Here is a 26,779-nt window from a genome sequence, read left to right as displayed (position 1 = left end):
CACAATCAGCCGCATGAATGAAGTCCAAGAACAGCCCCTGAAACTGCCGCAGCCGCACCACGCGGCCCGCATTCCGCCCCACATCGCCCCGGCCGACGTCGAGCGCATCCGCCGCGCCGCCTACCTGCTGCCGCAGGTGGTGAAGCCAGCGGATTTCCAGGCCGATGACGAGCCGGAGCCGCCAGACCTGGAGCGCCGCGGCTTCATCCAGCTCGCGCGCGCCGCCGCTGGCGCCCGGCCCAGCCGCTGGGTCCACCCCTCGCAGCTCGACGCCGCGCTGCGCCACCTCGACGCCGTGGGCGCCGGCCCCGAGGTGCGCGGCCTGATGCTGGAGCGCATGGCGGCGCTGGAGCAGCTGGGCATCACGCGCCACGGCCTGGGCTGGGAGCGGCTGCTGCAGCACCCACTGGTGCTGGACGAGCCGGCCTGGACGCTGCAGCTCGCGCACCGCGCGCCGGTGGACGAGGCCCCCGTCTGGGATTTCCTGCGCACCGGCGACCGCCGCGTGCTGCTGGCCGCGCTGGGCCTGCCCGCGCCATATCCGCAGGCCGACGCGGTGCTGGCCCAGCTGCGCCAGCTCGTGGCCCGCAGCGCCAGCGGCCACCCGCGCCAGCTCGACTCGCTGCTGCCGCGGCTGCAGGCCGAGTGCGGCGTGCCCCAGCCGCTGCCGGCGCTGCAGGCCGCGCTCACCCGCGCGCAGGACCGCTGGGAGCACCGCGCCGCCGAGATGGACACCCTGGCCAGCCTGACCTCGGAGCTGGCCTTCCACGGCTACCCCGACAGCTTCCCGCTGGCGCGCCAGATGCAGCGCAGCGTCACGCTGTTCGTGGGCCCGCCCAACAGCGGCAAGACCCACGCCGCCTTCGAGCGGCTGGCCCAGGCGCTGGACGGCGCCTACCTCGCGCCGCTGCGGCTGCTGGCCCTGGAAGGGCGCGACCGCCTCATGGCGCGCGACGTGCCGTGCTCGCTGCTCACCGGCGAGGAGAACGTGCCCGCGCCCGAGGCGCGCGTGGTCTCCAGCACCATCGAGATGGTGAGCACGCAGCAGCCCATCGACGTGGCGGTGATCGACGAGGCGCAGATGATCTTCGACAGCGCGCGCGGCTGGGCCTGGACCCAGGCCATCGTGGGCGTGCCGGCCAACGAGGTCATCATCATCTGCTCGGCCTACGCCGTGCCGGCCATCGAGCGGCTGCTGCGGCTGTGCGGCGAGCAGTGCCAGGTGCGCCACTTCGAGCGCAAGCAGCATGTGCAGCTGCTGGGGGCGCCGGTGCCCATCGGCGCGCTCAAGCGCGGCGACGCGGTGGTGGCCTTCAGCCGCCGCGACGTGCTGATGCTGCGCGACCAGATCGCCGACAACGGCCATCCGGTGTCGGTGATCTACGGCGCGCTGCCGCCGGAAGTGCGCCGCCGCGAGGCCGAGCGCTTCGCGCATGGCGCCTCGCACGTGCTGGTGGCCACCGACGCCATCGGCATGGGCCTGAACCTGCCCATCCGCCGCGTGCTGTTCTCGACCATGACCAAGTTCGACGGCCAGACCGAGCGCCCGTTGGACGTCTCCGAGGTGCACCAGATCGCCGGGCGCGCCGGCCGCTACGGCATGCACGACGAGGGCTTCGCCGGTGTGCTGCGCGAGGCCGAGCCCACCGCGCTGCGCGCGCTCAAGGACCTGCTGCCGCGCCAGCCGCGCGCGCCGCGCGACTTCAAGGCGCCGGTGGCCCCGGGCTGGTGGCACGTCAACACCATCGCCGCGCGGCTGGGCCTGAACAAGCTGCGCACCGTGCTGGGCATCTTCATCGAGCAGCTGCGCCTGGACGACGCGCATTTCGCCGTGGCCGAGCTGGACCAGATGCTGGAGCTCGCCGGGCTGCTGGACGAGGCCGGCGGCAACCTGTCGCTGCGCGACCGCTTCGTCTACGCCCAGGCGCCGGTGGACACGCGCACGCCCATGCTGGTCGAGGAGTTCCTGGACTGGGTGCACCACCACGCCATGACCGGCGAGGCCGGCAGCCCGGGCTTCCTGAGCGAGGTGGACGAGCACAGCCGCCTGGACCGCATGGAGCAGGCGCTGCGCGCGTGCAGCCTGTGGCTGTGGGTGGACCTGCGCTTCCCCGGCGTCTACGGCGAAGTCGATGCGGTGCAGGACCTGCGCTCGCGCCTGAACGACGGCATCGAGCGACACCTCAAGGGCAAGAAGCCGCTGTGGCAGCGGCGGGGCCGGGGGCACTGACGGGCAGCCGCCAGGGCGCCGGAGGCCGGCCTCAGCGCCCGCGCGCCGGCCGGCGCCGCGCCACGGCGCCGACCAGGCCCAGCCCGGCCAGCAGCAGGGCCCAGCTCCGCGGCTCGGGCACGGGGGTCAGCAGGTACGCGCTGAAGGAGCCGCCGTGCCAGCCACTGCCCACGATCTGGCCCCGCTCGTTGATGTCCGTCGCGCGGCTGAGGTGCCACTGCTCGTCCGGGGACACGAGCACGAGATCGTTGAGGCTCACCATCCGCCCGTTGCGCCACAGGAACGCCTGGTTGCAGCTGAAGTCGAAGCAGGTGTCGCCCCTGGAGTGGCCGACGGCCCAGCCCCGGTCATTCAGGCTCTCCACGACGGTCTCCTCCCAGCGTGCCGAGAAGTTGCCCAGGTCGGTGAACCGGCCATCCGCCTCGTAAATCAAGGAGCGGCGCGCCCGTCGCTCGCCATTGACCACGTTGGCGACCATCTGCCCGGCATTGTTAATGTCGACCATCTCCGGGGTCCCGAAATCCCGCAGCGGGTTTGGCAGGAATTTCACGTTCTGCCCGTCGTGCACGAAGGCGCGAAAGTCATAACCGCCACCGGGTGCATTAAAGTAGGCATTGCCCACCACCGCACCATGGTCGTTGAGCGCCTCGGCGTTGGACCCGAGGGCGCCGGGAATATCCATATACCGGGAGCGCGTGCCGTCGAAGAAAAACGCCCGGCCGTTGGCGTCACCCACGACCTGCCCCGAGGCGTTGATGCCGGTCGTTCGATTCTCGATTTCCGTACCCTCGACACGCAAATCCAGGTAGTGGCCATTGGCGTAGAGAAACGGCGTTTGCCCCGGGGTATGCCGCATGCGAAACCCGCCGATGATCTGGCCGCGGTCGTTGATGCCGGCCGCATGGGATTCGTGGAAGGCGTCGCTGCCGGGCAGCGGCTCCAGCCGGGTGCCGCCGTAAATGTAGGCGGTTTCTATGTAATCCTTTATCTCGTCGTAGACCTCCTGCTGCCGCAGGCCAACGACCAAGCCGTGGTTGTTGATGGCACTGGGAACGAAATAGTCCACCGGCCCGGGAGGGCCGGCGTTGGCGACGGCGCCGTAGTTCGCCAGTTCCTGGAGCCGGTAGCGCAATTCGGCCCGGGCCGTGGCAGTGGTAAAAGCGAGCGTGGCCGCCACGGCCAAGCCCGTCAGGCAGCAGCGTTGCAACATCGGTACTTCCTTTCAGACGCGCCAGCACACTGGAATTAATAAGGCGCGTGATAACGCGCAAGGTATTAGGCTAGTTTTTCAAACCCTTTCCTGCCAGCCCGCAATTGCATTGGCCCTTTATCAAGGCTTTGGAACCACTGTTTCACCCGCCTCTCAACATATTGAAATTGAGGTTTTGGCAGGCGTATTGGACGTCCGGCTTCGATAACCCGGCTCAAGCGGTTTCTTCCTGCGCCACCGCCAGCGGCAGCGTCACCGTGAAGGTGCTGCCCTGGCCCGGGGCGCTGTCCAGCGCCAACTGGCCGTCCATCATCGACACCAGGCGCCGCACGATGGACAGGCCCAGTCCCGTGCCGCCGAAGCGCCGCGTGGTGGAGCTGTCGGCCTGGGTGAAGGCCTCGAAGATGCGCGCCTGCAGCTCCGGCGCGATGCCGATGCCGGTGTCGATCACCTCCAGCCGCAGCACCACCTGGCTGGGCCGGCCCGGCAGCGCGCGCACCCGCAGCGTCACGCCACCGGCCTCGGTGAACTTCAGCGCGTTGCTCAGCAGGTTGAGCAGCACCTGCTTCAGGCGCAGCGGGTCGCCGCGCAGCCGCAGCGGCTGCGCCGGCGCCTCCAGCCGCAGCGCCAGCCCCTTCTGCCCGGCCTGCACCTGCGCCTGCGCCATCACCTCGTCGAGCAGCTGGCGCAGCGCGAAAGGCACCTGCTCCAGCGTCATCTCGCCGGCCTCGATCTTGGAGAGGTCCAGCACGTCGTTGACCAGCGCCAGCAGCTGTTCCCCGGCCGCGCCGATGTGGCCGACGAATTCGCGCTGGCGCCCCTCCAGCGGCATCTGCTGCAGCAGGTGGCTCAGCCCGATGACGGCATTGAGCGGGGTGCGGATCTCGTGGCTCATGTTGGCCAGGAAGGCGCTCTTGGCGCGGCTGGCGGCCTCGGCCTGCGCCGTGCGCTGCTGCAGCGTCTGCTCCAGCTCCTTGCGCTCGGACAAGTCCACCGCCACGTAGATCAGGCCCACGGTGCGCGCGCGCTCGTCGCGCAGCGTGCGCACGTCCAGCAGCACCGGCACGCGCGTGCCGTCGGCGCGCAGCAGTTGCCACTCGCCTCCTTCGGCACCGCCCGCACGCCACAGGAACACCTCGCCCGGCGCCGTCGCCCGCCCAAGCTCCGCCCGCAACGCCTCCTCGCGCTCGCGCAATTCCTGCTGGTCGAGCAGCAGCGGCATGGCCGGCCGGCCCATCACCTGGGCCGCGGCATGGCCGGTGAGGCGCTCGGCGGCCGGGTTGAACAGCGTGATGCGGTCCTGCGCGTCGGTGGCGACGATGGCGCTGCCGGCCCCGTCCAGGATCGCGCGCTCGCGTGCCGACACCACGCGCAGCTCCGTCGTGCGCTGCTGCACCTGGCGCTCCAGCGCGGCATTGAGCTCCAGGATGCGCGCCTGCGCCGCGCGCTGCGCGCGGATGTCGCGCAGCGTGCTGGCCAGCCCGCTGGCACGGCCGTCCTCGTCGCGGATCGCCACCACCGAGTGCGACACCGCCACCGTGTGTCCCTCGCGGTGCAGCAGCTCGGTGTCGAAGGGGGGCGTGGGCTCGCCGCGCAGCGCCTGCGCGCCGGCCTGGCGCACCCGCTCGCGCTGCGCCTGCGGCACCAGCAGCTCGTACAAATTGCGGCCCAGCAGCTGTGCCGCGCTCCAGCCCAGCAACCGCTCGGCGGCCGGGTTCCATTCCGTGATCGTGCCGTCGCTGCCGTGGCCGATGATGGCGTCCTGCGCCCCGGCCACGATGGCGGCCATGCGCGCGCGCTGGTGCTGGATCAGCCGCTCGCGCCGCGCCGCGCGCTGCGTGCCGCCCAGCAGCAGCGACAGCAGCGCCGCCACGCCCGCCACCGTCAGCGCCAGCGCCACCGGATCGGTCAGGTTGAGCCCCTGGCGGAAAGCGGGCCGCGCCTGCAGGTCCAGCGCCCAGGTGCGGCCGAACACCGGCAGCTCCAGCCGGTGGCGCACCGCCTCGCCGGCCTGCCGCTGCCAGTGGGCCGAGGCAAAGAAGTTGTCGCGCTCCTCGCCCGGCGTCACGTCATCCAGCGCCAGCGCGTACTCGTCGTGACCGAAGTCGAAGTCGCGCAGCACCTCGTCCATGACCAACGGGGCGTAGGCCCAGCCCAGGGTGCGGGCATCGCGCTCGGACGGCGGCGGGACCGCCACGCCGTCGTAGACCGGCAGCATCAGCAGGAAGGAGCGCTGCGGGTTGTCCTGCGCCTGCACGATCGTGATCGGCGCCGTGAGCCATGCCCGGCCGCTGCGCATGGCGGCTTCGGCCGCGGCGCGTCGCTTGGGCTCGGAAGCCACGTCCAGCCCCACGGCGAGCTCGTTGTGGCGCAGCGGCTCGATGTACTGGATGACGTAGCGGTCGCCGTCGTGGGGCTGGATGGCGTGGACGCGGAAGTCCGGCGCGCCGTCGCGCCGCGCCGCGGCCACGAAGGCCTCCTCCTGAGCGGCAGGCACGCGGCGGATGAAGCCGAAGCCGCGTGCGCCCGGGAACTCCTGCTCCAGCTCGCGCGAGAGCGTGTACTGGTGGAAACGCTCGCGGGTCAGCTTGTCGGCCCCGGCGGCGATCACGGCGCCGCGCGCGCCGCGCAATCCGTACTCGTAGGTGCGCAAGCGCAGCTGCAGCTGCTCGGCGGCGGCGTGGGCCAACGCCTCGAAGCGCGTGTGCTCCAGCGTCCGGTTGGCGTGGTGCTGCCACACGCCCAGGCCCGCCGCCAGCACCCAGCCGCCCACCAGCACCAGCAAGGGAGCGCGCAGGGTGTCGCGCAGGCCGGTCTTGTACAGGGCAGGCATGAGGAACGGCGGCATGGAGGCGTGGCGGGTCCGGTCTTGGACAAAGGGCCCCTGCATGTGGCGCGCCCGGGGCCGGCAGGGCCTGGTCGGCACGGTATCGCGCCGGGGTATGCCGCTTGCCGCACTGTCGGGCAGGACCGAACCCTGGAGAACCCCCATGAGCACCGCACCCAAAGTCCCCGACGTCAATCCCGACGACAAGGAGGCCGTCCAGGCCGCCGAACGCGCGCAGGCCACGCTGGACAACACTTGGGAAGGCTATGAGGACAGCAGCGATCCCGCCCACAACAACCCCTCGGGTCCCTCGGACCAGGAGGGCCCCGCGCACCGCCAGAACCCGCCGGCCTGAAGCGTGCCGGCGGGCCGCTGCCCCGACCTTTGCCGCAGCGCGTGGTGTTTTTGACTGCCGTTGACGGCAGTACGTCCCAAATCGTGAATTAAGCGCGGTCCGGGCCACCGGGCCGCACCGCTTTTCCCCTTAGCATCTTGGGCAGGTGCCGGGCGGCCTGTCCGGCTGGTCCATGCGGCACCGGCGGTGCCGCCGCAGCGGGGGAAAGCGATGTTCAGGGGAGGGCGGGCGCTGTGCGCCCTGGCGAGCGGCCTGATGCTGGCGTGGCCGGCGATGTCCAGGGTGATGCCGACGCAGGAGGGCGTGCTGCACGCCGCGCCGCGCCCGGCCGATGCACCGGCCCAGGACGAGGCCCAGCGCTTCGCGCGCGGTGTGCTGGAAAGCAATGACCACCGTCAACGCCCTTTTGCTGTCGTGGACAAGAAGCAGGCGCGCCTGGTGCTGTATGCGCCCGACGGCCGCGTGCTGGGCGCTGCCCCGGTGCTGCTGGGCCTGCAGCCGGGCGACCACGCGGTGCCCGGCGTGGGCCGCAAGCCGCTGTCAGCCATCCGCCCCGACGAGCGCACCACCCCCGCCGGCCGCTTCGAGACCGAGCCCGGACGCAACCTGGCCGGCGAGCTGCTGGTGTGGTTCGACTACGCCGAGGGGCTGGCGCTGCACCGCCTGCGCCCGGCGCCGGCCCGTGAGCGCCGCGCCGGGCGCCTGGCCTCGGCCACGCCGGCGGACAACCGCATCTCGCTGGGCTGCGTGGTGGTCGATCCGGCCTTCTACACCTCGGTGGTGCAGCCGGTGCTGGGCCGCCGGCGCGGCGTGATCTACGTGCTGCCGGAGCACCAGCCGCTGGCGGCGGTGTTCGAGCGCCAGCTGCTGGCGGGGCTGGACAGCGACTGAGGCGGCCGCGGCGCCGGGCAAGGCGGCGCGTGCCTGAAGGTTTCCGCCGTTTCCCGGCGGCAACGGGTCCAGCCCGGGCGGATTTGGCGCCTGCAGCGGAATACCGCTTGCCCCAGCGGCGCCATGCGACCGATTCCCCGCGTCGGCGGCTGGGACAGCAGCCTGGAGTTTTTGGGCGACCCTTACCGCTTCATCCACAGGCATTGCCTGGACCGCCGCAGCGATGTGGTGGAGGCGCGGCTGATGCTGCGCGCCACGCTGTGCTTCACCGGCCCGCGCGCGGCCGAGCTGTTCTACAACGAGGCGCTGTTCCTGCGCGCCGGCGCCGCGCCCGAGCCGGTGCGCGCCACGCTGTTCGGCAAGGGCGGGGTGCAGACCCTCGACGGCGCCAGGCATCGCCGGCGCAAGGCGCTGTTCATGCGCGCGCTGGCGCCGGAGCAGCTCGCGGCACTGGCGCGGCAGGTGTCGCACGAGTGGGAGCACGAGCTCGGCCGCTGGGCGCAGCAGCCGCCTTTCTCTCTGTATTGCGCACTGCACCCGCTGCTCACGCGCGCGGTCTGCCACTGGGCTGGCGTGCCGCTGGCGCCGGAGCAGGTGGAACTGCGCAGCGGCGAGCTGGTGGCGCTGTTCGACCGCGCCATCGGTCCGCCGCTGCAGCACCTGCACGCGCGCGTGGCGCGCATGGCACTGGAGTCCTGGCTGGCGCACCTGCTGAGCGAGGCGCGCGCCGGGCGCGTGGAACTGCCCGAGGGCTGCGCCGCCGAGACGGTGGCGCTGCACCGCGACGAGGACGGCAACGTGCTGCGCCCGCATGTCGCCGCCGTGGAGCTGATCAACCTGCTGCGCCCGACCGTGGCGGTGTCGGTGTTCATCACGCAGGCCGCGCACGCGCTGCACGTGCATCCCGAGTGCCGCGAGCCGCTGAGCGAGAGCCTGCTGGGCGGCGACATGCGCTACGCCCAGGCTTTCGTGCAGGAGGTGCGGCGCTGGTATCCCTTCTTCCCGGCCGTGGCCGCGCGCGTGCGCCATGACTTCGAATGGCAGGGCTACCACTTCCCGCGCGGCCAGCTCGCGCTGCTGGACCTCTACGGCACCGACCACGACGCGCGCAGCTGGGACAAGCCCGAGGCCTTCCGCCCGCAGCGCTTCCTCACGCGCCGGCCCGGCGCCTATGACCTCATTCCGCAGGGCGGCGCCGAGCCGCATGCGCACCACCGCTGCCCGGGCGAGGGCGTGGCCATCGCGCTGATGCTGCTGTCGCTGGACTGGCTGCTGCACCGCATGCGCTGGGAGGTGCCGCCGCAGGACCTGGAGCTGGACATGAGCCGGCTGCCCGCGCTGCCGCGCGGCGGCTTCGTCATCGGCGACGTGCAGGCGCTGCCTTGAACACCGCCGCGCTCAAGGCCGCGCACGAGCGCGAGCAGCTGATCCTGTTCGTGGGCGCGGGCGTGTCGCAGTCGCTGGGCCTGCCGCCATGGAGCGAGCTCATCGACCACATGGCGCGCCAGCTCGGCTTCGAGCCCGAGGAGTACCGCCAGTACGGCAGCGCGCTGGCGCTGGCGGAGTACTTCCGGCTGCAGCACGGCAACATCGGCCCGCTGCGCAGCTGGATGGACCGGCAGTGGCACGCGCCGGACATGTCGGTGGCCAGCTCCCGGGTGCACGAGCTGATCGTGCGCGGCAACTTCAAGATCATCTACACCACCAACTACGACCGCTGGCTGGAGAACGCCTTCGAGCACCACCGGCGCGAGTTCATCAAGGTGGTGAGCGTGGCCGACCTGGCGCGCATCCGGCGCGACGTGACGCAGATCGTCAAGTTCCACGGCGACTTCGAGAACGACGATTCCATCGTGCTCGACGAGACGAGCTACTTCCGGCGCCTGGACTTCGAGTCGCCGCTGGACATCAAGCTGCGCGCCGACGTGCTGGGCCGCTCGGTGCTGTTCATCGGCTACAGCCTGGCCGACATCAACATCCGCTACCTGTTCTACAAGCTCGCGCGGCTGTGGCACACCTCGGTGCCGGGCGTGCCGCAGCCGCCCTCGTACATCTTCCTGCCGGTGCGCAACCCGGTGCAGCAGGCGGTGCTGGCCCAATGGGGCATCCAGGCCATCTCGCCCGACGGCGACGAGGACGACCCTTCCGCGGCGCTGGTCGCGTTCATGGAAGAGGTGGTGGGCGCGGAAGTGCGAGCGCCGGACGCGCGCAACGGCGCCTCACGCCGCAAGAACCGCTCCTGAAACAGCGCCAATCAGGCGCCCACGGTGGGCCGAAACCGGCCCTGGCAACCATGGGCCGGGCCGAACGGCTTCGAGCGCGCGTCAGTTCTCGGCAAGCTTTGCGTGCTGGACTCCGCGGGCCGTGAACCGCCGGAAAAAGGTCACGAATCAGGTGCCATGCCATGGCAGTAGGCAGCGGGCTGTCGCGGCCTCAAAAGCAGTCATCCTGGAATGACAAGATATTGAAAGGCGCACCATGCTGAGGGAAACAAATAAATTGCGCCCGCTGCGGCGGGTATTGGGATGGGTTTCGGTGGCCGCGCTGCTGGCCGCCACGCCAGCCCAGGCGCAGGATTCGGTTCTGCCCGGCTTGCCGCGGCTGGGGTTGCAGAAGGATTCGGTGACGGTATCCGGTATTTCCTCCGGTGCTTATATGGCCTCGCAGTTCGGGGTGGCCTATTCGGCGTCGGTGGCGGGCGTGGGCATGGTGGCCGGTGGCCCTTACGGCTGCTCGCGGGGCTCGGTGTCCACGGCCATGCTCAACTGCTCCTGCCCGGCGGACAAGCCGCAGCTGTTCGAGGTCACCAGGTACTTCGGCCTGGACTGCCGCGCCCTGGGCCCCGACCAGTACCTGGCCTTTGCCGACGGCGCCGTGGCGCGCAACAAGGGCCAGATCGACGATGTCGCCAACCTGCGCAGGCAGCGGATCTGGATCTACCGCGGCGACAAGGACGGCGTGGTGAACGGCCATCTCACCGAGGCCGCCAGGGATCTGTACCTGGGCCTGGGCGTGCCCAAGGAGCAGATCGACTACGTGGACATGAGGAATGCCGGCCACGCTTTTCCTTCGCCGCAATCTTCGGACCAGTGCGATCTGACCCGTTTCCCGTTCATGGTGAAGTGCCCGACCGATGCGGGCGCCTACGACGCGGCCGGCAGCCTGCTCAAATGGCTGTATACCGACCTGGGCGACAAGCAGGCGCTGGCCCCGCAACCGGCACAGCTGCGGCAATTCAAGCAGGCAGGCTATGCCGGCAAGGTGGAATTCAGCGGCCTGGACGACACGGCCTGGGTTTATATCCCGCAAGCCTGTGAAAAGGACGGTTCGAAATGCCGGCTGCACGTGGCTTTCCACGGTTGCGAGCAAGGCCAGAGTTTCAGGAACGGCAACGAGGTTTTCGGCAAGCGCTTCGTGCAGGGCGCGGGGTACAACGAATGGGCTGAAGCCGCCAACGTGGTGGTGCTTTATCCGCAGGCCAAGTCCAGCACGCTGGGCAATCTGGCCAACCCGTACCGCTACAACCCGAAGGGCTGCTGGGATTTCTGGGGTTACACCGAGAAATACGCGCCGATGGACCGGAATTTCTCCAAGCAGTCCGCGCCGCAGATGAAGGCCGTCAAGGCCATGATCGACACGCTGCTCTCGCCTGCCGCGCAGTGAGCGTGTCCGCCGGGCGGTGGGCCGGGGCCCGGACCGTGGGCACACCGGCGCCGGCGGCCTGACCAGCCGGCGCTTCGGCGCTCTTCAGCCCCCGGCCGGTGCTCCGGCCTGCACCAGCGGGCTCAGGTCGGCCGCGAGCCGCTGCAGCAGTTCGCCCAGCAGCTCGGCATGCGCCTGCGGCGTGTCGGCGCGGGCCGGCAGCGTGTAGCGGCGCTCGATGCGCTGCAGCAGCGTGCCGTCGGGCGCCTCCAAGCTGCCGCGCACCACGGTGAACAGCTCATGGCGGTCGCGCCGGAAATCCAGCGGCGAGAACTCCAGCCGCAGCGTCTGCGCCCGCGGCTCCGCCTCGCCGGCAGCAGCGCCGCAGCTGGCGTTGCACAGCGTCCAACCCGGCAGCCGCTGGCGCAGCGCGGCGGTGAGCTCGCGCGTCATGGCCACCTCGATGCGCTCGGCCCAGAAGGTGCGGGGCCAGTCGTCCACCGTGGTGGTGTCGGCGCGGTAGCGCACGCGCCGCGCCAGCAGGTACTCCGGCAGCCCCAGGCGCCGCACCACCAGCACCGGCGCGGTGGCCACGCCGGTGGCGCCGATGGCGGGGCTGGCCGCCGGGGCGGCCACGCCGCCGCGGCCATCCGCGCCGGTGGCCTCCGGCGCGCCGAGGCTGGGCAGCGCCAGGAAGGTGGAAGAGGGCGGCGCGCTGGCGCAGCCCCAGAGCAGGGCGGACAGCGACAGTGCCGCGGCGGCACGGCAGGCGGTGTGCAGGGGTGTCATTCGCGGCGGCGGCCGAAGATGACCGCGTTGGGTTGTTCCTCGATCAGCTCGCTGAAGTCGCGCAGGCTGCGCGCGGCCTGCGACAGGTCGCGCACCGCGCCGTCGAGGTCGGCACGCAGCGGCGCGCCCGGCTCGGCCAGCTCGTTGACCCGGCGCATCGCCTGCTCGGCGGTGTCGGCCGCGGCGCGCGCGCTGCGCAGCGTGGCCTGCAGCTCGGGCTGGGCGGCGGTGACGGTCTCGCGGCTGGCCTCCAGCAGGCGGTTGGCGCTGGCCAGGCTGGCGGCGGCGCCCTGGCGCAGCTCGTCCATGGCGGCGGTGGTGGCGCGCAGGGTGCGCTGGCCCTCGCTGGCCAGGCCGCTGGCCTGCTTGGCCACGTCGTCCAGCGCCTGGCGCGCGCTCTGCACCGTGTCCCGGCTTTCGGCCAGGGTGGCGTTGAGCACCTGCAGCGTGGCGCGCAGGTCCTGCACCGTCTCGCGCAGCGGCAACTGCGCCACCTGGTCGAACAGCGCCTCGAAGCGGTCACGCACGGCCGGGATCTCCGGGTAGCGGCTGCCGCGCGCCTGGGGCGGCGGTGGCGCCTCCTCGATGAAGTCCAGGTCGATGAGCTTCTGCCCGGTGACGAAGCTCTGCGCCACCAGCCTGGCGCGCAGCCCGCGCTTGACCAGCGTCTCCAGCGACGGCGGCGCCTGGCCGTCGGCCGATCCAAAGCGCACGCTGTCGGGATTGAGGCGGATGCGCACCGGGATGCGCGCGTCCAGCGAGCGCTGGTCCACCTCGATGCCGATGTCCTCCACCTGGCCCACGGGCACGCCGCGGAAGGTGACGGGCGCGCCCACGTACAGGCCGGCCACGCCGCCCTGGAAGTAGATGTTCGCCAGCGTCTGCTTGCGGAACAGGCTGTTGCCGCTGAGCCAGAGCACGGTGGCCACGACCAGGGCCAGCGCGCCCAGCGCGAAGGAGCCGACGAGCAGGGCGTGTTTTTTCATGATGCGGGAGGTTCCTCGCGGCGCAGGAAGGCGCGCACGGTGGGATGGGTGTCGGGCGCGTCGCGCAGCTGGCGCGGGCTGCCGCGGCCGATGGGGTGCCGGCTCTCATCGTCCAGATAGATGCCGTCGTCGGCGATGGCCATGAGGCTGGGCAGCTCGTGGCTGACCATCACCACCGCGGCGCCGGTGCGCTGGCGGATGTCGAGCACCAGGTCGTCCAGGCGCTTGGCGCTGATCGGGTCCAGGCCGGCCGAGGGTTCGTCCAGGAACAGCAGCGGCGGCTCCGCGGCGATGGCGCGCGCCAGGCCGGCGCGCTTCTTCATGCCGCCCGACAGCCGCTCGGGCAGGTAGCCGGCGAAGCTCTCCAGCCCGACCCAGCCCAGCACCTGCAGGGCGCGCTCGCGGCGCTGGGCGCGATTCAGCTTGGTGAGCTGCTCCAGCGGCAGCATCACGTTCTCCAGCACCGTCATGGCGCTCCACAGCGCGGCGCTCTGGAACAGCATCCCGCAGCGCGCGCGCAGCCTGGCGCGGGTGGCGAGGTCGCTGGCCCAGTAGTCGGTGCCCTGGTGCAGCACCTGGCCGGCCGCCGGGGGCAGCAGGCCGATCATGTGGCGCAGCAGCGTGCTCTTGCCCACGCCCGAGCCGCCCATGACGGCGAAGATCGTCCCCGGCGCCACCGCGAAGCTGACGCCGCGCTGGATCAGCCGGGTGCCGAAGCGCATTTCCAGGTCTTTCACTTCCACCACCGGCTGCGTCATGGCGCTCACACCCCCAGCGCGTTGGCCAGGATGGCGAACAGCGAGTCCAGCACGATCACGCCGACGATGCTGGCGACCACGGCCTGCGTGGTGGCCTGGCCCACGCCGGCGGCGTTGCGCTTGGCGTGCAGCCCGCAGTAGCAGCCGACGATGCCGATGAGGGCGCCGAAGGCGATGCACTTCACCAGGCCCAGGCCCAGGTGGTTCCAGCTCAGGACGATGGCGGTGCGGTCCAGGTAGGCCTGGGGTGCGAGCTGCAGCATGCCGCCGCCCACCACCATGCCGCCCAGCAGCCCGGCCAGGCAGGCGTAGATGTAGAGCAGCGGCAGCAGCAGCAGCAGCGACATCACGCGCGGCAGCACCAAGTAGGGCACCGGGTCGATGCCCAGCACCTCGTAGGCGTCGATCTCCTCGTTGGCCTGCATGGTGGCGAGCTCGGCGGCGAAGGCCGCGCCGGTGCGCCCGCACATCACCACGGCGGTGATGACGGCGGCCATCTCGCGCGCCACGGCGATGCCCACCAGGTCCGCCACGTAGATGCCCGCGCCGAAGCGCACCAGCTGCACCGCGCCGACGAAGGCGAGGATGGAGCCCACCAGCACGTTGACCACGGTGATGATCGGCAGCGCGCGCGCGCTGGTGTCGGTGGAGACGCGGGCGAGGTCGCGGGCGCTGAGCCGGACCTTGCCGCGCACCAGCCCCACGCCGGCCAGCAGCACCTGGCCGAGGAAGGCCACGGGCTGGGAGAAAGTGGAGAGGGTGGGCAAGGGCATCGGGCGGCAATAGCAGGAGTCGTGCCGGTGCCGGATGTTACAGAACCGCAACACCCCCTCCAGATACGCCAAAGCCAGCGTGAGCAGTCCAAAGCTCCACGCCGTGGTTCGCGGAGCGCCTACGCGCAGTCTTCCGCGTCCGGCACCCCGCCCAGCCACCCCTGCCGCTCGTCGTCCTCCCGCCCCAGCGGCGTGGCCCGCGCCAGCGCCATCCACAGGTCGAAGCGCATGCGCTTGGCGCGCGGCGGGGCCGGGCGGGCGCATTCCAGGCCGGAGGCGGTGGCGATCAGCACGCCGCACTCCGGCGGCACGTCCTCCGGGCCGCCGATGCCCTCGGCCAGCACGTACCAGCACTCCGCCGCCATGCCCAGGTAGGCGGCGCGCTTCTCGGGCTTGCGCAGGTCCGACAGCAGGTCCGAGCGCCGCACCTTGATCTCGTGGACCAGCGGCTGCAGGTAGGCCTCCACGCTCGTGTAGCGGATGGAGAACACGTCCGGCCGCGCCTGCACCCAGCGCAGTTTTCCCGGTGCCGCGCTGGGGAGCGGCATCTCGTCCTCGAAGCCCAGGCCGGGCGGCAGCGGCTCGGTCGAGGGCAGGGATGGCAGCGCGGCTGGCGCGCCCTCCGCCACCGCCACGGCCTGCGTCGGCGAGCTCACCGCCACCTGCGCCCGCAGCTTCAGCTCGGTGTAGACCACGCGCCCGCTGCGCTGCAGGTGCCGCGCCACGCGCTCCACCAAGGCCTCGTGCGCATCGAAGGCGCGCCGGTTGCGCTGCCGGCCGGCGGCCAGGGCGGCGATGCCGGTTTCCGTCAGGCGCAGCCGCTCGCGCCCGTCCTCGACCAGCCGCTCCAGCAGCCCGGCAGCCAGCAGCTCCACCTCCAGCAGGTCCTGGCAGGGCCAGCCCGCGGAGCGCCACAGCTCGTGCAGGCGGCGCAGGTGGAAGCGCGTCAGGGGCAGCGCCGGCGTGTCCATGGCAGCGACCCCGTCAGGCCGGGACTTCCTCGTCCCGCTCCCGTGCCTCGGCCCAGGCGCGGCGTCGCGGCGCCGGAATGTCGATGCGCGCCGCCGCCTCGCCGAACACCGCCGCCGCCACCTGGCGCGGGTCGTTGAGCGTGCGCACGGCGTCGTAGGCGGCCTGCGCCTCGGGGTAGGTGCGGCGCAGGTAGTTCAGCCATTGCTTGAGGCGCCCGGCGCGGTGCCGCGGCTCGACGCGGCGGGAGACATGCGCCCAGAAGTCCAGCATCAGCGGCAGCAGCGCGCTCCAGGCGATGCCCGCGCCGCCACGGATCGCCAGCGCCAGCCCCGGGTCGCTGACCATGCCGCGGCCCAGCATCAGCGACTGGCAGCCCGACACCTCGCGGCAGCGGCGGGCGTCCTCGACGGTCCAGATCTCGCCATTGGCGACCATGGGCAGGCGCACCACGGCGCGGATGTCGGCCACGCGCTCCCAGTACGCGGGCGGCTTGTAGCCGTGGACCTTGGTGCGGGCATGCACGACCAGCTCATCGGCGCCGGCGGCCTCGATGGCCTGGGCGCAGTCCTCGGCCCGCGTGTCGTCGTTGAAGCCCAGCCGCATCTTGGCCGACACCGGCATGTGCGCCGGCACGGCGCGGCGCACGGCGGCCACGATGCGGTGCACCAGCTCCGGGTCCTGCAGCAGCATGGCGCCGCCGCCATGGCGGTTCACGACCTTGGCCGGGCAGCCGAAGTTCAGGTCGATGCCCGCCGGCCCCAGCGAGGCCAGCCGCGCCGCGTTGTCGGCCAGGCAGGCCTCGTCCGAGCCGAGCAGCTGCGCCCGCACCGGCGTGCCCGCGCGCGTGCGCCCGCCCTGCAGCAGCTCGGGCACCACGCGCGTGAAGGCGCGCTCGGGCAGCAGGGTGCCGGTGACGCGGATGAACTCGGAGACGCAGCGGTCGATGCCGCCCACGCGCGTGAGCGTCTCGCGCAGGGGGTGGTCCAGGAGCCCCTCCATGGGGGCAAGCAGCAGCTCTCTCATGAGGGGGCGCATGGTAGCCGCCTGCCGTCCCACCCTTTGGCAGGACGGGCGTTTGCCACGCACCCATCACGCCACGTCGGCACGGCGTCCGCGCCATCCTTCACGCCCCATGCAGTCCCCCACTTCCACCGCGCCGCCCTCCACGGCGGCCGACGCCGCGCCATCGGTTTCCACCCTCTCCATCGCCGCCCTGGCCCTGGGCGCCTTCGGCAGCGGCATGTCGCTGCGCGTCAACGACGCGCTGCTGCCGCGCCTGGCCGGGGAGTTCGCCATCCCGCTGGCGCAGGCGGCGCAGGTGGTGAGCGTGTTCGCCATCGCCTACGGCCTGGCGCAGCTCTTTTTCGGCCCGCTGGGCGACCGCTACGGCAAATACCGCGTGGTGGCCTGGGGCTGCGCCGCCTGCGCGCTGGCCGCGATGCTGTGCGGGCTGGCGCCCGGCTTCACGGCGCTGCGCGCGCTGCGGGCGCTGGCCGGGGTGACGGCGGCGGCGATCATCCCGCTGTCCATGGCCTGGATCGGCGACGTGGTGCCCTATGAGAACCGCCAGCCGGTGCTGGCGCGCTTCCTGATCGGCCAGATCCTGGGCCTGTCCGCCGGGGTGTGGCTGGGCGGCATCGCCGCGGATCACCTGGGCTGGCGCGTGCCGTACTTCATCCTGGCCTTGCTGTTCAGCGCCGTGGCGGTGGTGCTGTTCATGGTGGAGCGTGGCCTGCCCGCGCATGCGCGCACCCGGCGGCCGGGCAGCGGCTCGGCGCTGGCGCGCATCGCCGGGGATTTCCGCCACGTGCTGGCCCAGCGCTGGGCGCGGGTGGTGCTGGTGAGCGTGTTCCTGGAGGCGGTGGCGCTGTACGGGCCCTTCGCCTTCATCGCCGCGCACCTGCACGAGCGCTTCGGGCTGACGCTGTCGGCCGCCGGCTCGGTGCTGATGCTGTTCGGAATGGGCGGCTTCGTGTTCGCGCTGGGCGCGGGCCGCCTGGTGGCGCGGCTGGGCGAGGTCGGGCTGGCGCGCTGGGGCGGGGCGACCATGGCGGCATCGATGGCGCTGGTGGCCTTCGCGCCGCACTGGCTTTGGGCCCTGCCGGGCTGCCTGGGCATGGGGCTGGGCTTCTACATGCTGCACAACACGCTGCAGGTGAATGCCACGCAGATGGCGCCGCAGCGCCGCGGCCCGGCGGTGTCGGCCTTCGCGTCCCTGTTCTTCCTGGGCCAGTCGGCCGGCGTGGTGCTGGCGGGCTGGCTGATGGCGCGCTGGGGCTCGACCGCCACCATCGCGCTCGGTGCGGCAGGGGTGCTGGCGGTAGCCTGGGGATTCGGGGCGCTGCGGGCGGGGCGCGAAGGGTAGGAAGCTGCAGCCTGCGGCATCCCGCCAGCTCAAGTCCTCAGGAAAACACCCCGTGCTCGATCCGGCCCAGCACTTCCAACACTGAGGCTGTTCCTCGCACCGTACCCAGCAACGAGGCAGGCGTGGCCCCGCTCAAGGCGCCGTTGGGCAACTGCAGCCAAGCCCACGCAGCCTGCTCGCTCTCGAACACCGAAACGGCTCTCAGCATCACCTGCACCAGCCGCGCCGAGCCGTCTGAAGAAATGGTTTCCATAGGCACCGGATTCTCCTCACCCCACCCCCATCAACCCCGCATTCCCCCCGGCCGCCGCCGTGTTGACGCTCAGGCTGCGCTCCACCATCAGCCGCTCCGGCGGCAGCAGGTGAACGTCGCGGGCGCCGGGCGGACCCGCCAGCAGCGGCACGATCGCGCCCGGGCGCCCGGCCAGCGCCAGGGACAGCTCCAGCACCCGCCCCGGCATGTCCTGCGCCACGGCCAGGTCGATGTCCTCCTGCAGCGGTGCGTTTGAGAACTCCATGCGCTCGCGCACCGGCATCGGCAGCGCGGCGCGCAACTCGCGCGCCGGTCCCGAGTCGGCCCACAGCGAGCGGCCGTCGGTGCTCAGCACCAGCGCCAGCAGGAACAGCGCGTCACCCCGCGCCGCCGCCTGGCACAGCACGCGCCGCCGCGGCCGCAGCGCATAGACGTTGCGCTCGCCGGTTGGCCCCGGCAGCACGGCGCTGACATCCGCGGGGCTGCACGCGAGCAGGGTGTCGCAGGCCGTGATCAGCGCCTGCTCTTCGTTCATTTCCTCCAGCCAGCTTCGCAATGCCTGCAACGCCGGCAGGTGCAGGGCCGCGTCGAGTGCTGCCGTCTCCGGCGCCGCCCCGTTGCCCGGGGTTGCCGCCGTCATGGTCATCGGCCCGGCCGCCGCGGGCCCGAGGGCCGGCAGCGCCAGGCCATGCCGCCGGCACAAGCGCCGCACCAGCAGCGGCCCGCCCGCCTTCGGCCCCGTGCCCGACAACCCCTCGCCGCCGAAAGGCTGCACGCCCACCACCGCGCCGATCATCGACCGGTTGACGTACTGGTTGCCGGCGCGGGAGCGGCTGGTGACGAGATCGATGGTCTCGTCGATGCGCGTGTGCAGGCCCAGCGTCAGCGCATACCCGGTGGCATTGAGCTGCCCAAGCAGCTCCTCCAGCTCCTCGCGCCGGTAGCGCAGCACATGCAGCACCGGGCCGAAGATTTCGCCGGGCAGCAGCGCCGGCGACTCCAGCTCGACGAGCGTCGGCGCCACGAAGCTGCCGTGCTCGTTCAGGCCCTCGCGCAGCGGCAGCCGCGTCACGCGCAGCCCCTGCGCCTGCAGGCGCTGCACATGCTTGTCGATGGCGGTGCGCGCCGCCTCGCCGATCACCGGCCCCACGTCGGTCGCCAGCACGTCCGGCCGCCCCACGCTCAGCTCCGCCATCGCCCCGCGCAGCAACTGGAGCACGCGCTCGGCCACCTCCTGCTGCAGGCACAGCACGCGCAGCGCCGAGCAGCGCTGGCCGGCGCTGTCGAAGGCGCTGAGCAGCGCATCGGCAACGACCTGCTCGGCCAGCGCCGAGGAGTCCACCACCATGGCATTGACCCCGCCCGTCTCGGCCACCAGCAACGGCGGCTGGCCCTGCGCGTCCAGCCGCCCGGCCAGCAGCTCCCGCAGCCGCCGCGCCACGGCGGTGGAGCCGGTGAAGAGTACGCCGCGCACGCGCTCGTCGCCCGCGAGCTGCATCCCGACCGACTCGCCATGCCCCGGCAGCAGCTGCAGCGCCGCGCCGGGCACGCCCGCGCCGTGCAGCAGCTTCACCATCTCCGTCGCCACCAGCGGCGTCTGCCGCGCCGGCTTCGCAAGCACCGCGTTGCCTGCCGCCAGCGCCGCCGCCACCTGGCCGGTGAAGATCGCCAGCGGGAAATTCCAGGGGCTGATGCACACCACCGGGCCCAGCGGCAGGGCGTCCGGGCCCAGCGCGCGCGCCTGCAGCGCCGCGTAGCGCAGCGCGTCCACGGCCTCGCGCACCTCGCCCACGGCGGCCGGCACGGTCTTGCCGGCCTCGCGCACGATCAGGCCGATCACTCCCTGCATGCGCTCCTCCAGCGCATCGGCGGCGCGCTCCAGCAGCGCGGCGCGCTGCGCGGGCGGCGTCCCGCCCCAGGCGCCCTGCACGGCCGCGGCGGCGGCCAGCGCCTCGCGCACCTCGTCGGGCCGCGCCTCGTGCACGGTGCCGACGCGGTCGCGCCGGTCGGCCGGATTGAGCACCGGCACCGGCAGGTCGCCGGGCCGGGGCTGGCCCGCCACCAGCGGCGACGCGAACCCGTCCTGCCGCGCGCTGTGCAGCAGCGCCGCCGACAGCGAGGCCAGCCGGTGCTCGCTGCCGAGGTCGATGCCCGCCGAGTTGGGCCGCTGCGCGCCGTACAGCGCGCGCGGCAGCGGGATGGCCGGATGCGGCAGCCCGGTGCCGCCTTCCTCCAGCACGCGCTGCTCCACCAGCGTCACCGGGTCGGTCACCAGCGCCGCCACCGGGACCTGCTCGTCGGCCAGGCGGTTGACGAAGCTGGTGTTGGCGCCGTTCTCCAGCAGCCGCCGCACCAGGTAGGGCAGCAGCGTCTCGTGCGTGCCGACCGGCGCGTAGATGCGACAGGGCCGCCCCAGGCCGCCCTCGGCTTCCGGCGCGAGCACCATCTCGTACAGCGGCTCGCCCATGCCGTGCAGGCACTGGAACTCGTAGCGCCCGGGCTGCCAGGCGCCGGCCATGTGGAAGATCGCCGCCACCGTGTGCGTGTTGTGCGTGGCGAACTGGGGGTAGACGGCATCCGGCGCGGCCAGCAGCCGCCGCGCGCAGGCCAGGTACGAGACATCGGTATGCGCCTTGCGGGTGTAGACCGCGTAGCCCTCCAGCCCGTCCACCTGGGCGCGCTTGATCTCGCTGTCCCAGTAAGCGCCCTTGACCAGCCGCAGCATCAGGCGCCGGCGGCTGCGGCGGGCGAGGTCGATGCAGAAGTCGATCACCTGCGGGCAGCGCTTCTGGTAAGCCTGCACCGCCAGCCCGATGCCGCTCCAGCCCGCCAGCGCGCTCTCGCCGCACAGCTGCTGCAGCAGGTCCAGCGACAGCTCCAGCCGCTCCGCCTCCTCGGCGTCGATGCTCAGGCCCACGCCGTGATGCCGCGCCAGCAGCGCCAGGTGCAGCAGCCGCGGGTACAGCTCGCCCATCACCCGTTCGTGCTGGGCCCTCCCGTAGCGCGGGTGCAGTGCCGACAGCTTCACCGAGATGCCCGGGCCCTCGTGCAGGTCGCGTCCCGCGATGGCGATGCCCAGGGCGTTGATGGCGTGCTCGTAGGCGCTGCAATAGCGCTGCGCGTCCTCCGCGGTAAGGGCGGCCTCGCCCAGCATGTCGAAGGAAAAGGTGAAACCCTGGGCCTCGCGGCGGCGGGCGCGGGTCAGCGCCTCGCCGATGCTCTGGCCGCTGACGAACTGCTCGCCCAGCAGCCGCATGGCCAGGTCCACGCCCTTGCGCAGCAGCGGCTCGCCGCTGCGGGTGAGCACGCGCGACAGGGCGCTGCGCAGCCCGGCTTCGGAATTGGTCGCCACCAGCCGGCCGCCCAGCAGCAGGCCCCAGGCGGCGGCGTTGACGAACAGCGAGCCGCTGCGGCCCAGGTGCGCGCCCCAGTCGCCGTCGCCGAGCTTGTCGCGGATGAGCGCGTCGCGCGTGGCGGCGTCGGGGATGCGCAGCAGCGCCTCGGCCAGGCACATCAGCGCCACGCCCTCCTGCGAGGACAGCGAGAACTCGCGCAGCAGCCCCTGCACCAGGCCTTCGCGCCCGGCGCCCACGCTGCGCTCGCGCAGGCGCTGCGCCAGCGAGGCCGCCAGCGTGTGCGTCGCCAGCGCCTGCGAGGGCGGCAGCCGCGCCGCCTCCAGCAGCGTCGCCACCGCCTCGGCCTCGGGCCGGCGGCTGGCGGCGGTGATGGCCGAGCGCAGCACCGACTGCGGCTGCAGCTGTCCGGCGAAGTCCAGGAAAGGCACGTTCATGGGCGGCTCCTTGACGGGCGGGGCCTCTCCTGGCCGCGCCGCCGCGGCATCGTAGGATGCGCGCCCCCGCCGCCGTGCCCAGGTGGCCGAAGCCCTCGGGGCTATGACCTCTTCGGGCCGCCCGCGTTCTCAACCTTCTGTCCGGATCGGCCCTTGGATCACACCTTTCTTTCCGCCCTCGTGCTGTTGCTGCTGGTGCTGGACCCGCTGGGCAGCCTGCCGGTGTTCATCTCGGTGTTGCGCAACGTGGACCCGGCGCGGCGCACGCGCGTGGCGCTGCGCGAGACCGCCATCGCCTTCCTCGTGCTGCTGGCCTTCATGTTCAGCGGCCAGGGCTTCCTGCGGCTGATGCACCTGTCGGAGCGCTCGCTGGAGGTCGCCGGCGGCGTGATCCTGCTGGTGATCGCCATGCGCATGATCTTCGCGTCGGCCCACTCGCTGTACGCGGGCGAGACGCGCGAGCCCTTCATCTTCCCGCTGGCGGTGCCGCTGCTGGCCGGCCCCTCGGCCATGGCCACGGTGCTGCTGCTGGCCTCGCGCGCGCCCGACCGCATGCCCGACTGGGTGGGCGCGCTGACGGCGGCCATGATCGTGTGCGGCGTGGTCATGCTCGCGGCCGAGCGGCTGCGCCGGCTGCTGGGCGACTCGGTGGTGACGGCGCTGGAAAAGCTCATGGGGCTGGTGCTCACCGCCATCGCCGTGGAGATGATCCTGGCGGGACTGAAGCGGTACTTCTTCGAAACCTGAGCCGGATATCGGCACCCCCCTTGCCATGCCGCGCGCATGGCCGACTTCATCCGCCTGGCGGTACTGCTGCTGATCCTGCTGGCGCTGCCTCGCCCGCCCGACCACGGCGGCATTCCGCCGCGCTGGAATCCCTGGGCGCCGTTGCGCATCGCCGACCCGCCCAACGTGCTCACGCCATGGAAGCTCGCCCGCCTGGGGCGCGACGGCGCGCTGTGCCGCGAGGTGCTGTCCGAAGCGCCGCTGCGGGCCACGCCGGTGCCGGACCGCGAGCTCGGCCCCGGCTGCCGCCTCGCCGACGCCGTGCGCATCACCCGCACCCGCTTCGCGCTGGACACGCCCTTCCTGCTGAGCTGCCGCGCCGCGGTGTCGCTGGCGCTGTGGGAGGCGCATGTGGTGCAGCCCGCGGCCGTGCGGATCCTGGGGGCGCCGGTGCAGCGGCTGCAGCACCTGGGCAGCCTGGCCTGCCGCGACATCGCCGCGCGGCCCGGGCGGCGCAGCCGCCATGCCCAGGCCGATGCGCTGGACGTGGCCGGCTTCACCCTGGAGGACGGGCGCCGCGTCAGCGTGCGGCGCGACTGGAGCGACGCCGACGCCCCGGCCGGGCGCTTCCTGCGCACGCTGCACCGCGGCGCCTGCCGCAGCTTCGACGGCGTGCTGGGCCCGGACTACAACGCCGCGCACCGCGACCACCTGCACCTGGAGGTCGGCGGCGGGCGCTATTGCCGCTGAGCCAGCGCGCTCAGGTCGTGCCATGAAAAAGGGCGGCGCCTTGCGGCGCCGCCCAGAGCAGGACTCTTCGAACTGGAAGGCGGGATCAGAAGTCGTGCTTCACGCCCACGCCGAACACGGCCGTCTTCTCGTTCTGGACCAGGCCGCGCAGCCCCGGCGTGGCGATGATGTTGGTCAGGTTGGTGGCACCGGCCTCGGCATCGGCATACGCGATCTGCGCGTACAGCGTCGTGCGCTTGGACAGGGCGTAGTCGTTGCTCAGCACCAGGGTCTTGGTCTTGTCGGCCGAGAAGTTGCGGTCCTTGGCCAAGTAGTAAGCCAGGGTGGTGGTGTTGGCACCCCAGGCGTAGTCCGCGCCCACGCCCCAGGCATCGACCTCGGTTTCCGTGGCGCGGCCGGAGAACGCCGTCAGGACGCCGGCGTCACCCTTGTTGCGCATGAACAGCGCCTTGATCTTCACCGGCCCCACCGGGACGGCCGCACCGAGACCGAACTGCTTGGTGTCGCCGGCACCGTTGTTGAGCTTGATCTGCTGGTAGGAGGCCGACACGGTCACCGGGCCCGTGTAGGAACCGCCAATCGACACCGTGCTGCCGTTGCTGGTGCTGCCGGTCTGCTCGCCAAAGGCATAGGCCACGCCCACGTTCACCGGGCCGAAGCTGCCGGTGTAGGAGATGGCGTTGCCCAGGAACACGGCCAGGTCGTTGGCGCCACCGGCCTGGAACTGGTTGAACGCGTAGGGGTAGAGCATCGAGAACTGCTCCTTGAACCCGCGCGGGTCCGTGCCCAGGTGCGCCAGCAAGGCCGGGGAGTACTGGCGGCCCAGGGCCACCGCGCCCCACCCGCCCTTCAGGCCGACGTTGGCCTGGCGACGGAAGAGGCCATTGACGCTCGTGCCCGTGTCGGCATTGAAGTGGCTCTCCAGATTGAAGAAGGCGCTCAGGCCGCTGCCCAGGTCTTCCGTGCCGCGCAGGCCCCAGATGCTGGGCAGGATGCCGCCGTTGTAGAGCTCGGTGAGCTTGCCGGCGTCCACCGGGGACAGAAGGTCAGCGGCGGTCTTGGTGCTGTGCTGCACGCCCAGGTCCACGCGGCCGTACAGCGTCACGTTCGATTGGGCCTGCACCAGCGGCGCGGCGCCCAGGATGGCCGCCGCGATCAGGCTGGGCTTCAGGATGGACTGCTTCATGGAGACGTCTCCTCTTGGTGGAATGCGTTGGCTCGGCCGGTCCTCGCGCTGACGGACCGCGCCGCCGCCGGCGCCCGCTTCACGGGCCGGCCCGGCATTTCGGCGAAGCGAGTGTCTGTTGCGCCAAAAGCGGCCACCCGCCCGGGTTTCCACGGGCTAGCCGTGCGCGGCCTTGCTTCGGCTTGCAGCGTTGTGGCGGGCGGTAGCACCGGCAGCGGCACATGCGTGCGCAACCACGGCGCCAATGGCCGGCGCATTCGGGTTTGCACGTAAGCCGGCTGTCGCAGCCGCGCCGGCGCGGTGGCGCGGGAGGCGGACACCCGAGCCCCCAGCAGGGTCTTTCTGTTGCGAACCGCCAACGCCCGCCGCGGTGCCGGGTGGCGCGCGCTGGGCCTTCAGCGTGGCGCGCCAGGGTCCGGCACGCCGCCCAGCCAGCGCAGCTCGGCCGCCAGGTACTGGCGCTGCACGTTGCGCTTGTGGAAGGCCTCGTAGCGCGCCCAGCCGCGCCAGGCCGGCAGCTCCACGCGGCGCTGCGCTTCGAGCAGGTCCACGCCCGCGTCCAGCAGCGCCTGCACCTGCGACTCCAGCGCCGCGAGGTAGGCCTCGACCGCGTCGACCAGCCCCGCCGCCGGCCCCGGCGCCCCGTAGCCGGGCACCAGCGTGCGCAGCCCTTCCTGCCGGCCCAGGCGCCGCAGCGCCGCGCGCCAGGGCGTGGCCTCGCGCCCGGGGTCGATCTCCGGGATGCGCCCGGCCGGCACCAGCGCGCCGGCGAAGGCCACGCCGCGGTCGGCCGCCAGCACCACCAGGTCGCCCGAGGTGTGGCCGTTGAGGTGCAGCAGCTCGATGCGCCGCCCGCCCAGCTCCAGGGACAGGCCGGCCTCGATGCGCCGCCCCGGCAGCACCAGCCGCGTGCCGCGCATCGCCGCCTCGCCCAGGTCGGCGCGCAGCCGGCGCAGGCACTCATGGCAGCGCAGCGCCATCAGCTCGGCCGTGTCCGCATGCGCCAGCACCGGGATGCCGGCCTCCTCGAAGGCCGCGCCGCCCATCAGGAACTCCGGCCGCGCCTGGGTGATGACGGCCAGCACCGGCCGGCGCCCGGTGAGCCGCCGCGCCTCGCTGATGGCCCAGCGCGCCAGCCGGTACGAGCCGCCGGTCTCGACCAGCACCGGCCCGGCCAGCGTGTCGATCAGGCCCAGGTTGCCGACGGCGCCCTGGTTGTCGGGTTCGGCGCCTTCCAGGCCGCCCGGCAGCGCGAACACGCCCGGCGCCAGCGCCAGCGGCTGGCCGTAGCGGGCCGGCGGCAGCGCCGCCACGGCCGCCGTGGACGCCTGCGCCCAGCTGCCCAGCGCCAGCGCCGCCATCCCGCGCAGGCAGCGGCGGCGGGACGGGAGCGAGGGCGATGCGGCGGCACCCAGGATCGGCTCCTTGCGCCCGGATCAGGCCGCGAGCTGGAGCCGCTGCTCGAAGTGGCGGCCCTCGGTGTCGTCCACCCGGGCGACGAGCTCGCCGCCGCGCGGCTCGGGCTTGAGCCAGAAGCGCAGGTGCGGGTTCTCGCTCAGCGAGAAATCGACCTCCGCCTTGAGCACCGGCTGCCCGGCATAGGCCAGCTCGATGCGGCGCACGTACTGCGCCTTGGTGTAGAGCCGCGTGGCCTGGTCCATCACCAGCCCGGAGTCGTTGGGATGGCTGACCATCAGTTGCGCGCGCAAGGGCTGCCCGGCCGGCGCGTCCTCCTGCACCGCCAGCCGCATGCGCCCCAGCGTGGCGCGCGCGGCCTCGGCGTCCTTGCCCGGCGGCGCGGAGCAGCCGCCCGAGGCCTTCACGAAGCGCTTGCTCATCGCCAGGCGGCCGTCGGAAAACTCGGCGATGGCGCGCACGAAGCCGTACTCGTCGATGCGCACGCGCGTCTCCAGGTCGGCGCGTCCGCTGGCCGGGCCGAACTCGATCTGCGCGGCCAGCGGCGAGGGGTTGTTGTCGATGATCAGCACCAGGCGGCGGATGAACCGGCCCTGCTGGCCTTGCACCAGGCCCGCGCGCACGGCGATGGGCACCACCGCCGCGTCTTCGGCGCGCGCCGGGGCCTGCAGCGAGATCAGGGCCTCGTCCTCGACGATGGCGCGAGCGCCGAACAGCGCCTCGCGCTGCTGCAGCCAGCGCGGGTTGTTCTCCAGCTCCTCGGCCGTGCGCAGCTGCGCGCGGGTGACGGCGGGCGCGGCCAGCAGCAGGCCGAGCACCTGGCGGCGGCGGGTAAAGACGGTTGTCATGGTGACCTCCTG

At 72.5% G+C, this 26,779-nt stretch carries 21 protein-coding genes and 2 pseudogenes; 9 read left to right on the top strand and 14 right to left on the bottom strand.

All coding sequences use genetic code 11. From position 1 onward, the window contains the following. Positions 1–13: 13 nt before the first annotated feature. Positions 14–2,230 (top strand): helicase-related protein, encoded by a 2,217-nt coding sequence (locus HHL10_RS12890; protein WP_169160765.1) that lies wholly within the window; start codon positions 14–16, stop codon positions 2,228–2,230. A 31-nt stretch (positions 2,231–2,261) separates the two neighbouring features. On the opposite strand, the pseudogene HHL10_RS31355 reads toward HHL10_RS12890, so the two are convergent. The 3 genes and pseudogenes from HHL10_RS31355 to HHL10_RS12880 form a co-directional block, all read right to left on the bottom strand. Beyond that, positions 2,262–2,354 (bottom strand): annotated as a pseudogene (locus HHL10_RS31355) (PEPxxWA-CTERM sorting domain-containing protein); the annotation flags it as partial. A gap of 48 nt (positions 2,355–2,402) precedes the next feature. Continuing rightward, positions 2,403–2,912 (bottom strand): annotated as a pseudogene (locus tag HHL10_RS31350) (hypothetical protein); the annotation flags it as partial. 742 nt (positions 2,913–3,654) lie between these two features. Then, complete coding sequence (locus HHL10_RS12880; protein ID WP_169160764.1) at positions 3,655–6,273, bottom strand: sensor histidine kinase; 2,619 nt, start codon at positions 6,271–6,273, stop codon at positions 3,655–3,657. Between the two features lie 157 nt (positions 6,274–6,430). Between HHL10_RS12880 and HHL10_RS12875 the strand changes: the two genes are divergently transcribed. From HHL10_RS12875 to HHL10_RS12855, 5 genes are all read left to right on the top strand, one after another. Further along, positions 6,431–6,622: a hypothetical protein gene (locus HHL10_RS12875; protein ID WP_169160763.1), complete on the top strand. Its 192-nt coding sequence runs from the start codon at positions 6,431–6,433 to the stop codon at positions 6,620–6,622. Positions 6,623–6,832: 210 nt separating this feature from the next. Beyond that, entirely contained in the window at positions 6,833–7,513 is a 681-nt protein-coding gene (locus HHL10_RS12870) for a hypothetical protein (protein WP_235971392.1), read from the top strand. A 123-nt stretch (positions 7,514–7,636) separates the two neighbouring features. Next, a complete protein-coding gene (locus HHL10_RS12865; RefSeq protein ID WP_169160762.1) occupies positions 7,637–8,899 on the top strand; it encodes a cytochrome P450 in 1,263 nt (420 codons plus the stop codon). Beyond that, on the top strand, positions 8,896–9,756 hold the full coding sequence (locus HHL10_RS12860) for an SIR2 family NAD-dependent protein deacylase (RefSeq protein ID WP_235971391.1): 861 nt from the start codon (positions 8,896–8,898) through the stop codon (positions 9,754–9,756). The genes HHL10_RS12865 and HHL10_RS12860 overlap by 4 nt, the downstream gene beginning before the upstream one ends. Before the next feature lie 235 nt (positions 9,757–9,991). Continuing rightward, complete coding sequence (locus HHL10_RS12855; protein ID WP_445661305.1) at positions 9,992–11,176, top strand: extracellular catalytic domain type 2 short-chain-length polyhydroxyalkanoate depolymerase; 1,185 nt, start codon at positions 9,992–9,994, stop codon at positions 11,174–11,176. Positions 11,177–11,260: 84 nt separating this feature from the next. Here the strand turns inward: HHL10_RS12855 and HHL10_RS12850 are convergent, their stop codons facing one another. The 6 genes from HHL10_RS12850 to HHL10_RS12825 all read right to left on the bottom strand — a co-directional run bounded on the left by HHL10_RS12850 (position 11,261) and on the right by HHL10_RS12825 (position 16,456). Next, positions 11,261–11,944, bottom strand: coding sequence for a PqiC family protein (locus tag HHL10_RS12850; protein ID WP_169160760.1), 684 nt, complete (start codon positions 11,942–11,944; stop codon positions 11,261–11,263). Beyond that, on the bottom strand, positions 11,941–12,930 hold the full coding sequence (locus HHL10_RS12845; protein WP_169160759.1) for an MlaD family protein: 990 nt from the start codon (positions 12,928–12,930) through the stop codon (positions 11,941–11,943). The genes HHL10_RS12850 and HHL10_RS12845 overlap by 4 nt, the downstream gene beginning before the upstream one ends. Next, complete coding sequence (locus HHL10_RS12840) at positions 12,927–13,688, bottom strand: ABC transporter ATP-binding protein (RefSeq protein ID WP_169160824.1); 762 nt, start codon at positions 13,686–13,688, stop codon at positions 12,927–12,929. The genes HHL10_RS12845 and HHL10_RS12840 overlap by 4 nt, the downstream gene beginning before the upstream one ends. A 5-nt stretch (positions 13,689–13,693) precedes the next feature. Continuing rightward, on the bottom strand, positions 13,694–14,461 hold the full coding sequence (locus HHL10_RS12835; protein WP_169160758.1) for an MlaE family ABC transporter permease: 768 nt from the start codon (positions 14,459–14,461) through the stop codon (positions 13,694–13,696). Positions 14,462–14,580: 119 nt separating this feature from the next. Continuing rightward, entirely contained in the window at positions 14,581–15,432 is an 852-nt protein-coding gene (locus HHL10_RS12830) for a hypothetical protein (RefSeq protein WP_169160757.1), read from the bottom strand. Positions 15,433–15,445: 13 nt separating this feature from the next. After that, positions 15,446–16,456: a tRNA dihydrouridine synthase gene (locus HHL10_RS12825; protein WP_235971388.1), complete on the bottom strand. Its 1,011-nt coding sequence runs from the start codon at positions 16,454–16,456 to the stop codon at positions 15,446–15,448. A gap of 109 nt (positions 16,457–16,565) precedes the next feature. Between HHL10_RS12825 and HHL10_RS12820 the strand changes: the two genes are divergently transcribed. Then, a complete protein-coding gene (locus HHL10_RS12820) occupies positions 16,566–17,798 on the top strand; it encodes an MFS transporter (RefSeq protein WP_169160756.1) in 1,233 nt (410 codons plus the stop codon). Positions 17,799–17,835: 37 nt separating this feature from the next. On the opposite strand, the gene HHL10_RS12815 is transcribed toward HHL10_RS12820, so the two are convergent. Together HHL10_RS12815 and putA are read right to left on the bottom strand one after the other, a co-directional pair. Next, a complete protein-coding gene (locus HHL10_RS12815; protein WP_169160755.1) occupies positions 17,836–18,051 on the bottom strand; it encodes an MbcA/ParS/Xre antitoxin family protein in 216 nt (71 codons plus the stop codon). A 16-nt stretch (positions 18,052–18,067) separates the two neighbouring features. Then, the gene (gene putA / locus HHL10_RS12810; RefSeq protein ID WP_169160754.1) at positions 18,068–21,841 is read right to left on the bottom strand and encodes a trifunctional transcriptional regulator/proline dehydrogenase/L-glutamate gamma-semialdehyde dehydrogenase; all 3,774 of its coding nucleotides are present in this window, start codon (positions 21,839–21,841) and stop codon (positions 18,068–18,070) included. A 153-nt stretch (positions 21,842–21,994) separates the two neighbouring features. Between putA and HHL10_RS12805 the strand changes: the two genes are divergently transcribed. Both HHL10_RS12805 and HHL10_RS12800 read left to right on the top strand, forming a co-directional pair. Then, entirely contained in the window at positions 21,995–22,588 is a 594-nt protein-coding gene (locus HHL10_RS12805; RefSeq protein ID WP_169160753.1) for a MarC family protein, read from the top strand. 36 nt (positions 22,589–22,624) lie between these two features. Continuing rightward, a complete protein-coding gene (locus HHL10_RS12800) occupies positions 22,625–23,317 on the top strand; it encodes an extensin-like domain-containing protein (RefSeq protein WP_169160752.1) in 693 nt (230 codons plus the stop codon). A gap of 85 nt (positions 23,318–23,402) precedes the next feature. Here the strand turns inward: HHL10_RS12800 and HHL10_RS12795 are convergent, their stop codons facing one another. From HHL10_RS12795 to HHL10_RS12785, 3 genes are all read right to left on the bottom strand, one after another. Further along, positions 23,403–24,503, bottom strand: coding sequence for a porin (locus HHL10_RS12795; protein ID WP_169160751.1), 1,101 nt, complete (start codon positions 24,501–24,503; stop codon positions 23,403–23,405). A 395-nt stretch (positions 24,504–24,898) separates the two neighbouring features. After that, the gene (locus HHL10_RS12790; RefSeq protein WP_169160750.1) at positions 24,899–25,864 is read right to left on the bottom strand and encodes an MBL fold metallo-hydrolase; all 966 of its coding nucleotides are present in this window, start codon (positions 25,862–25,864) and stop codon (positions 24,899–24,901) included. Positions 25,865–25,939: 75 nt separating this feature from the next. Beyond that, positions 25,940–26,767, bottom strand: coding sequence for a quinoprotein dehydrogenase-associated SoxYZ-like carrier (locus HHL10_RS12785; protein ID WP_169160749.1), 828 nt, complete (start codon positions 26,765–26,767; stop codon positions 25,940–25,942). Between the last annotated feature and the right edge of the window lie 12 nt (positions 26,768–26,779).

Source organism: Azohydromonas caseinilytica (assembly GCF_012927045.1).
In the GTDB taxonomy this organism is placed as follows: domain Bacteria; phylum Pseudomonadota; class Gammaproteobacteria; order Burkholderiales; family Burkholderiaceae_C; genus Azohydromonas; species Azohydromonas caseinilytica.
Note: the sequence above shows the minus strand (reverse complement) of the source record. Positions and strands in the feature narration are given on the sequence as shown.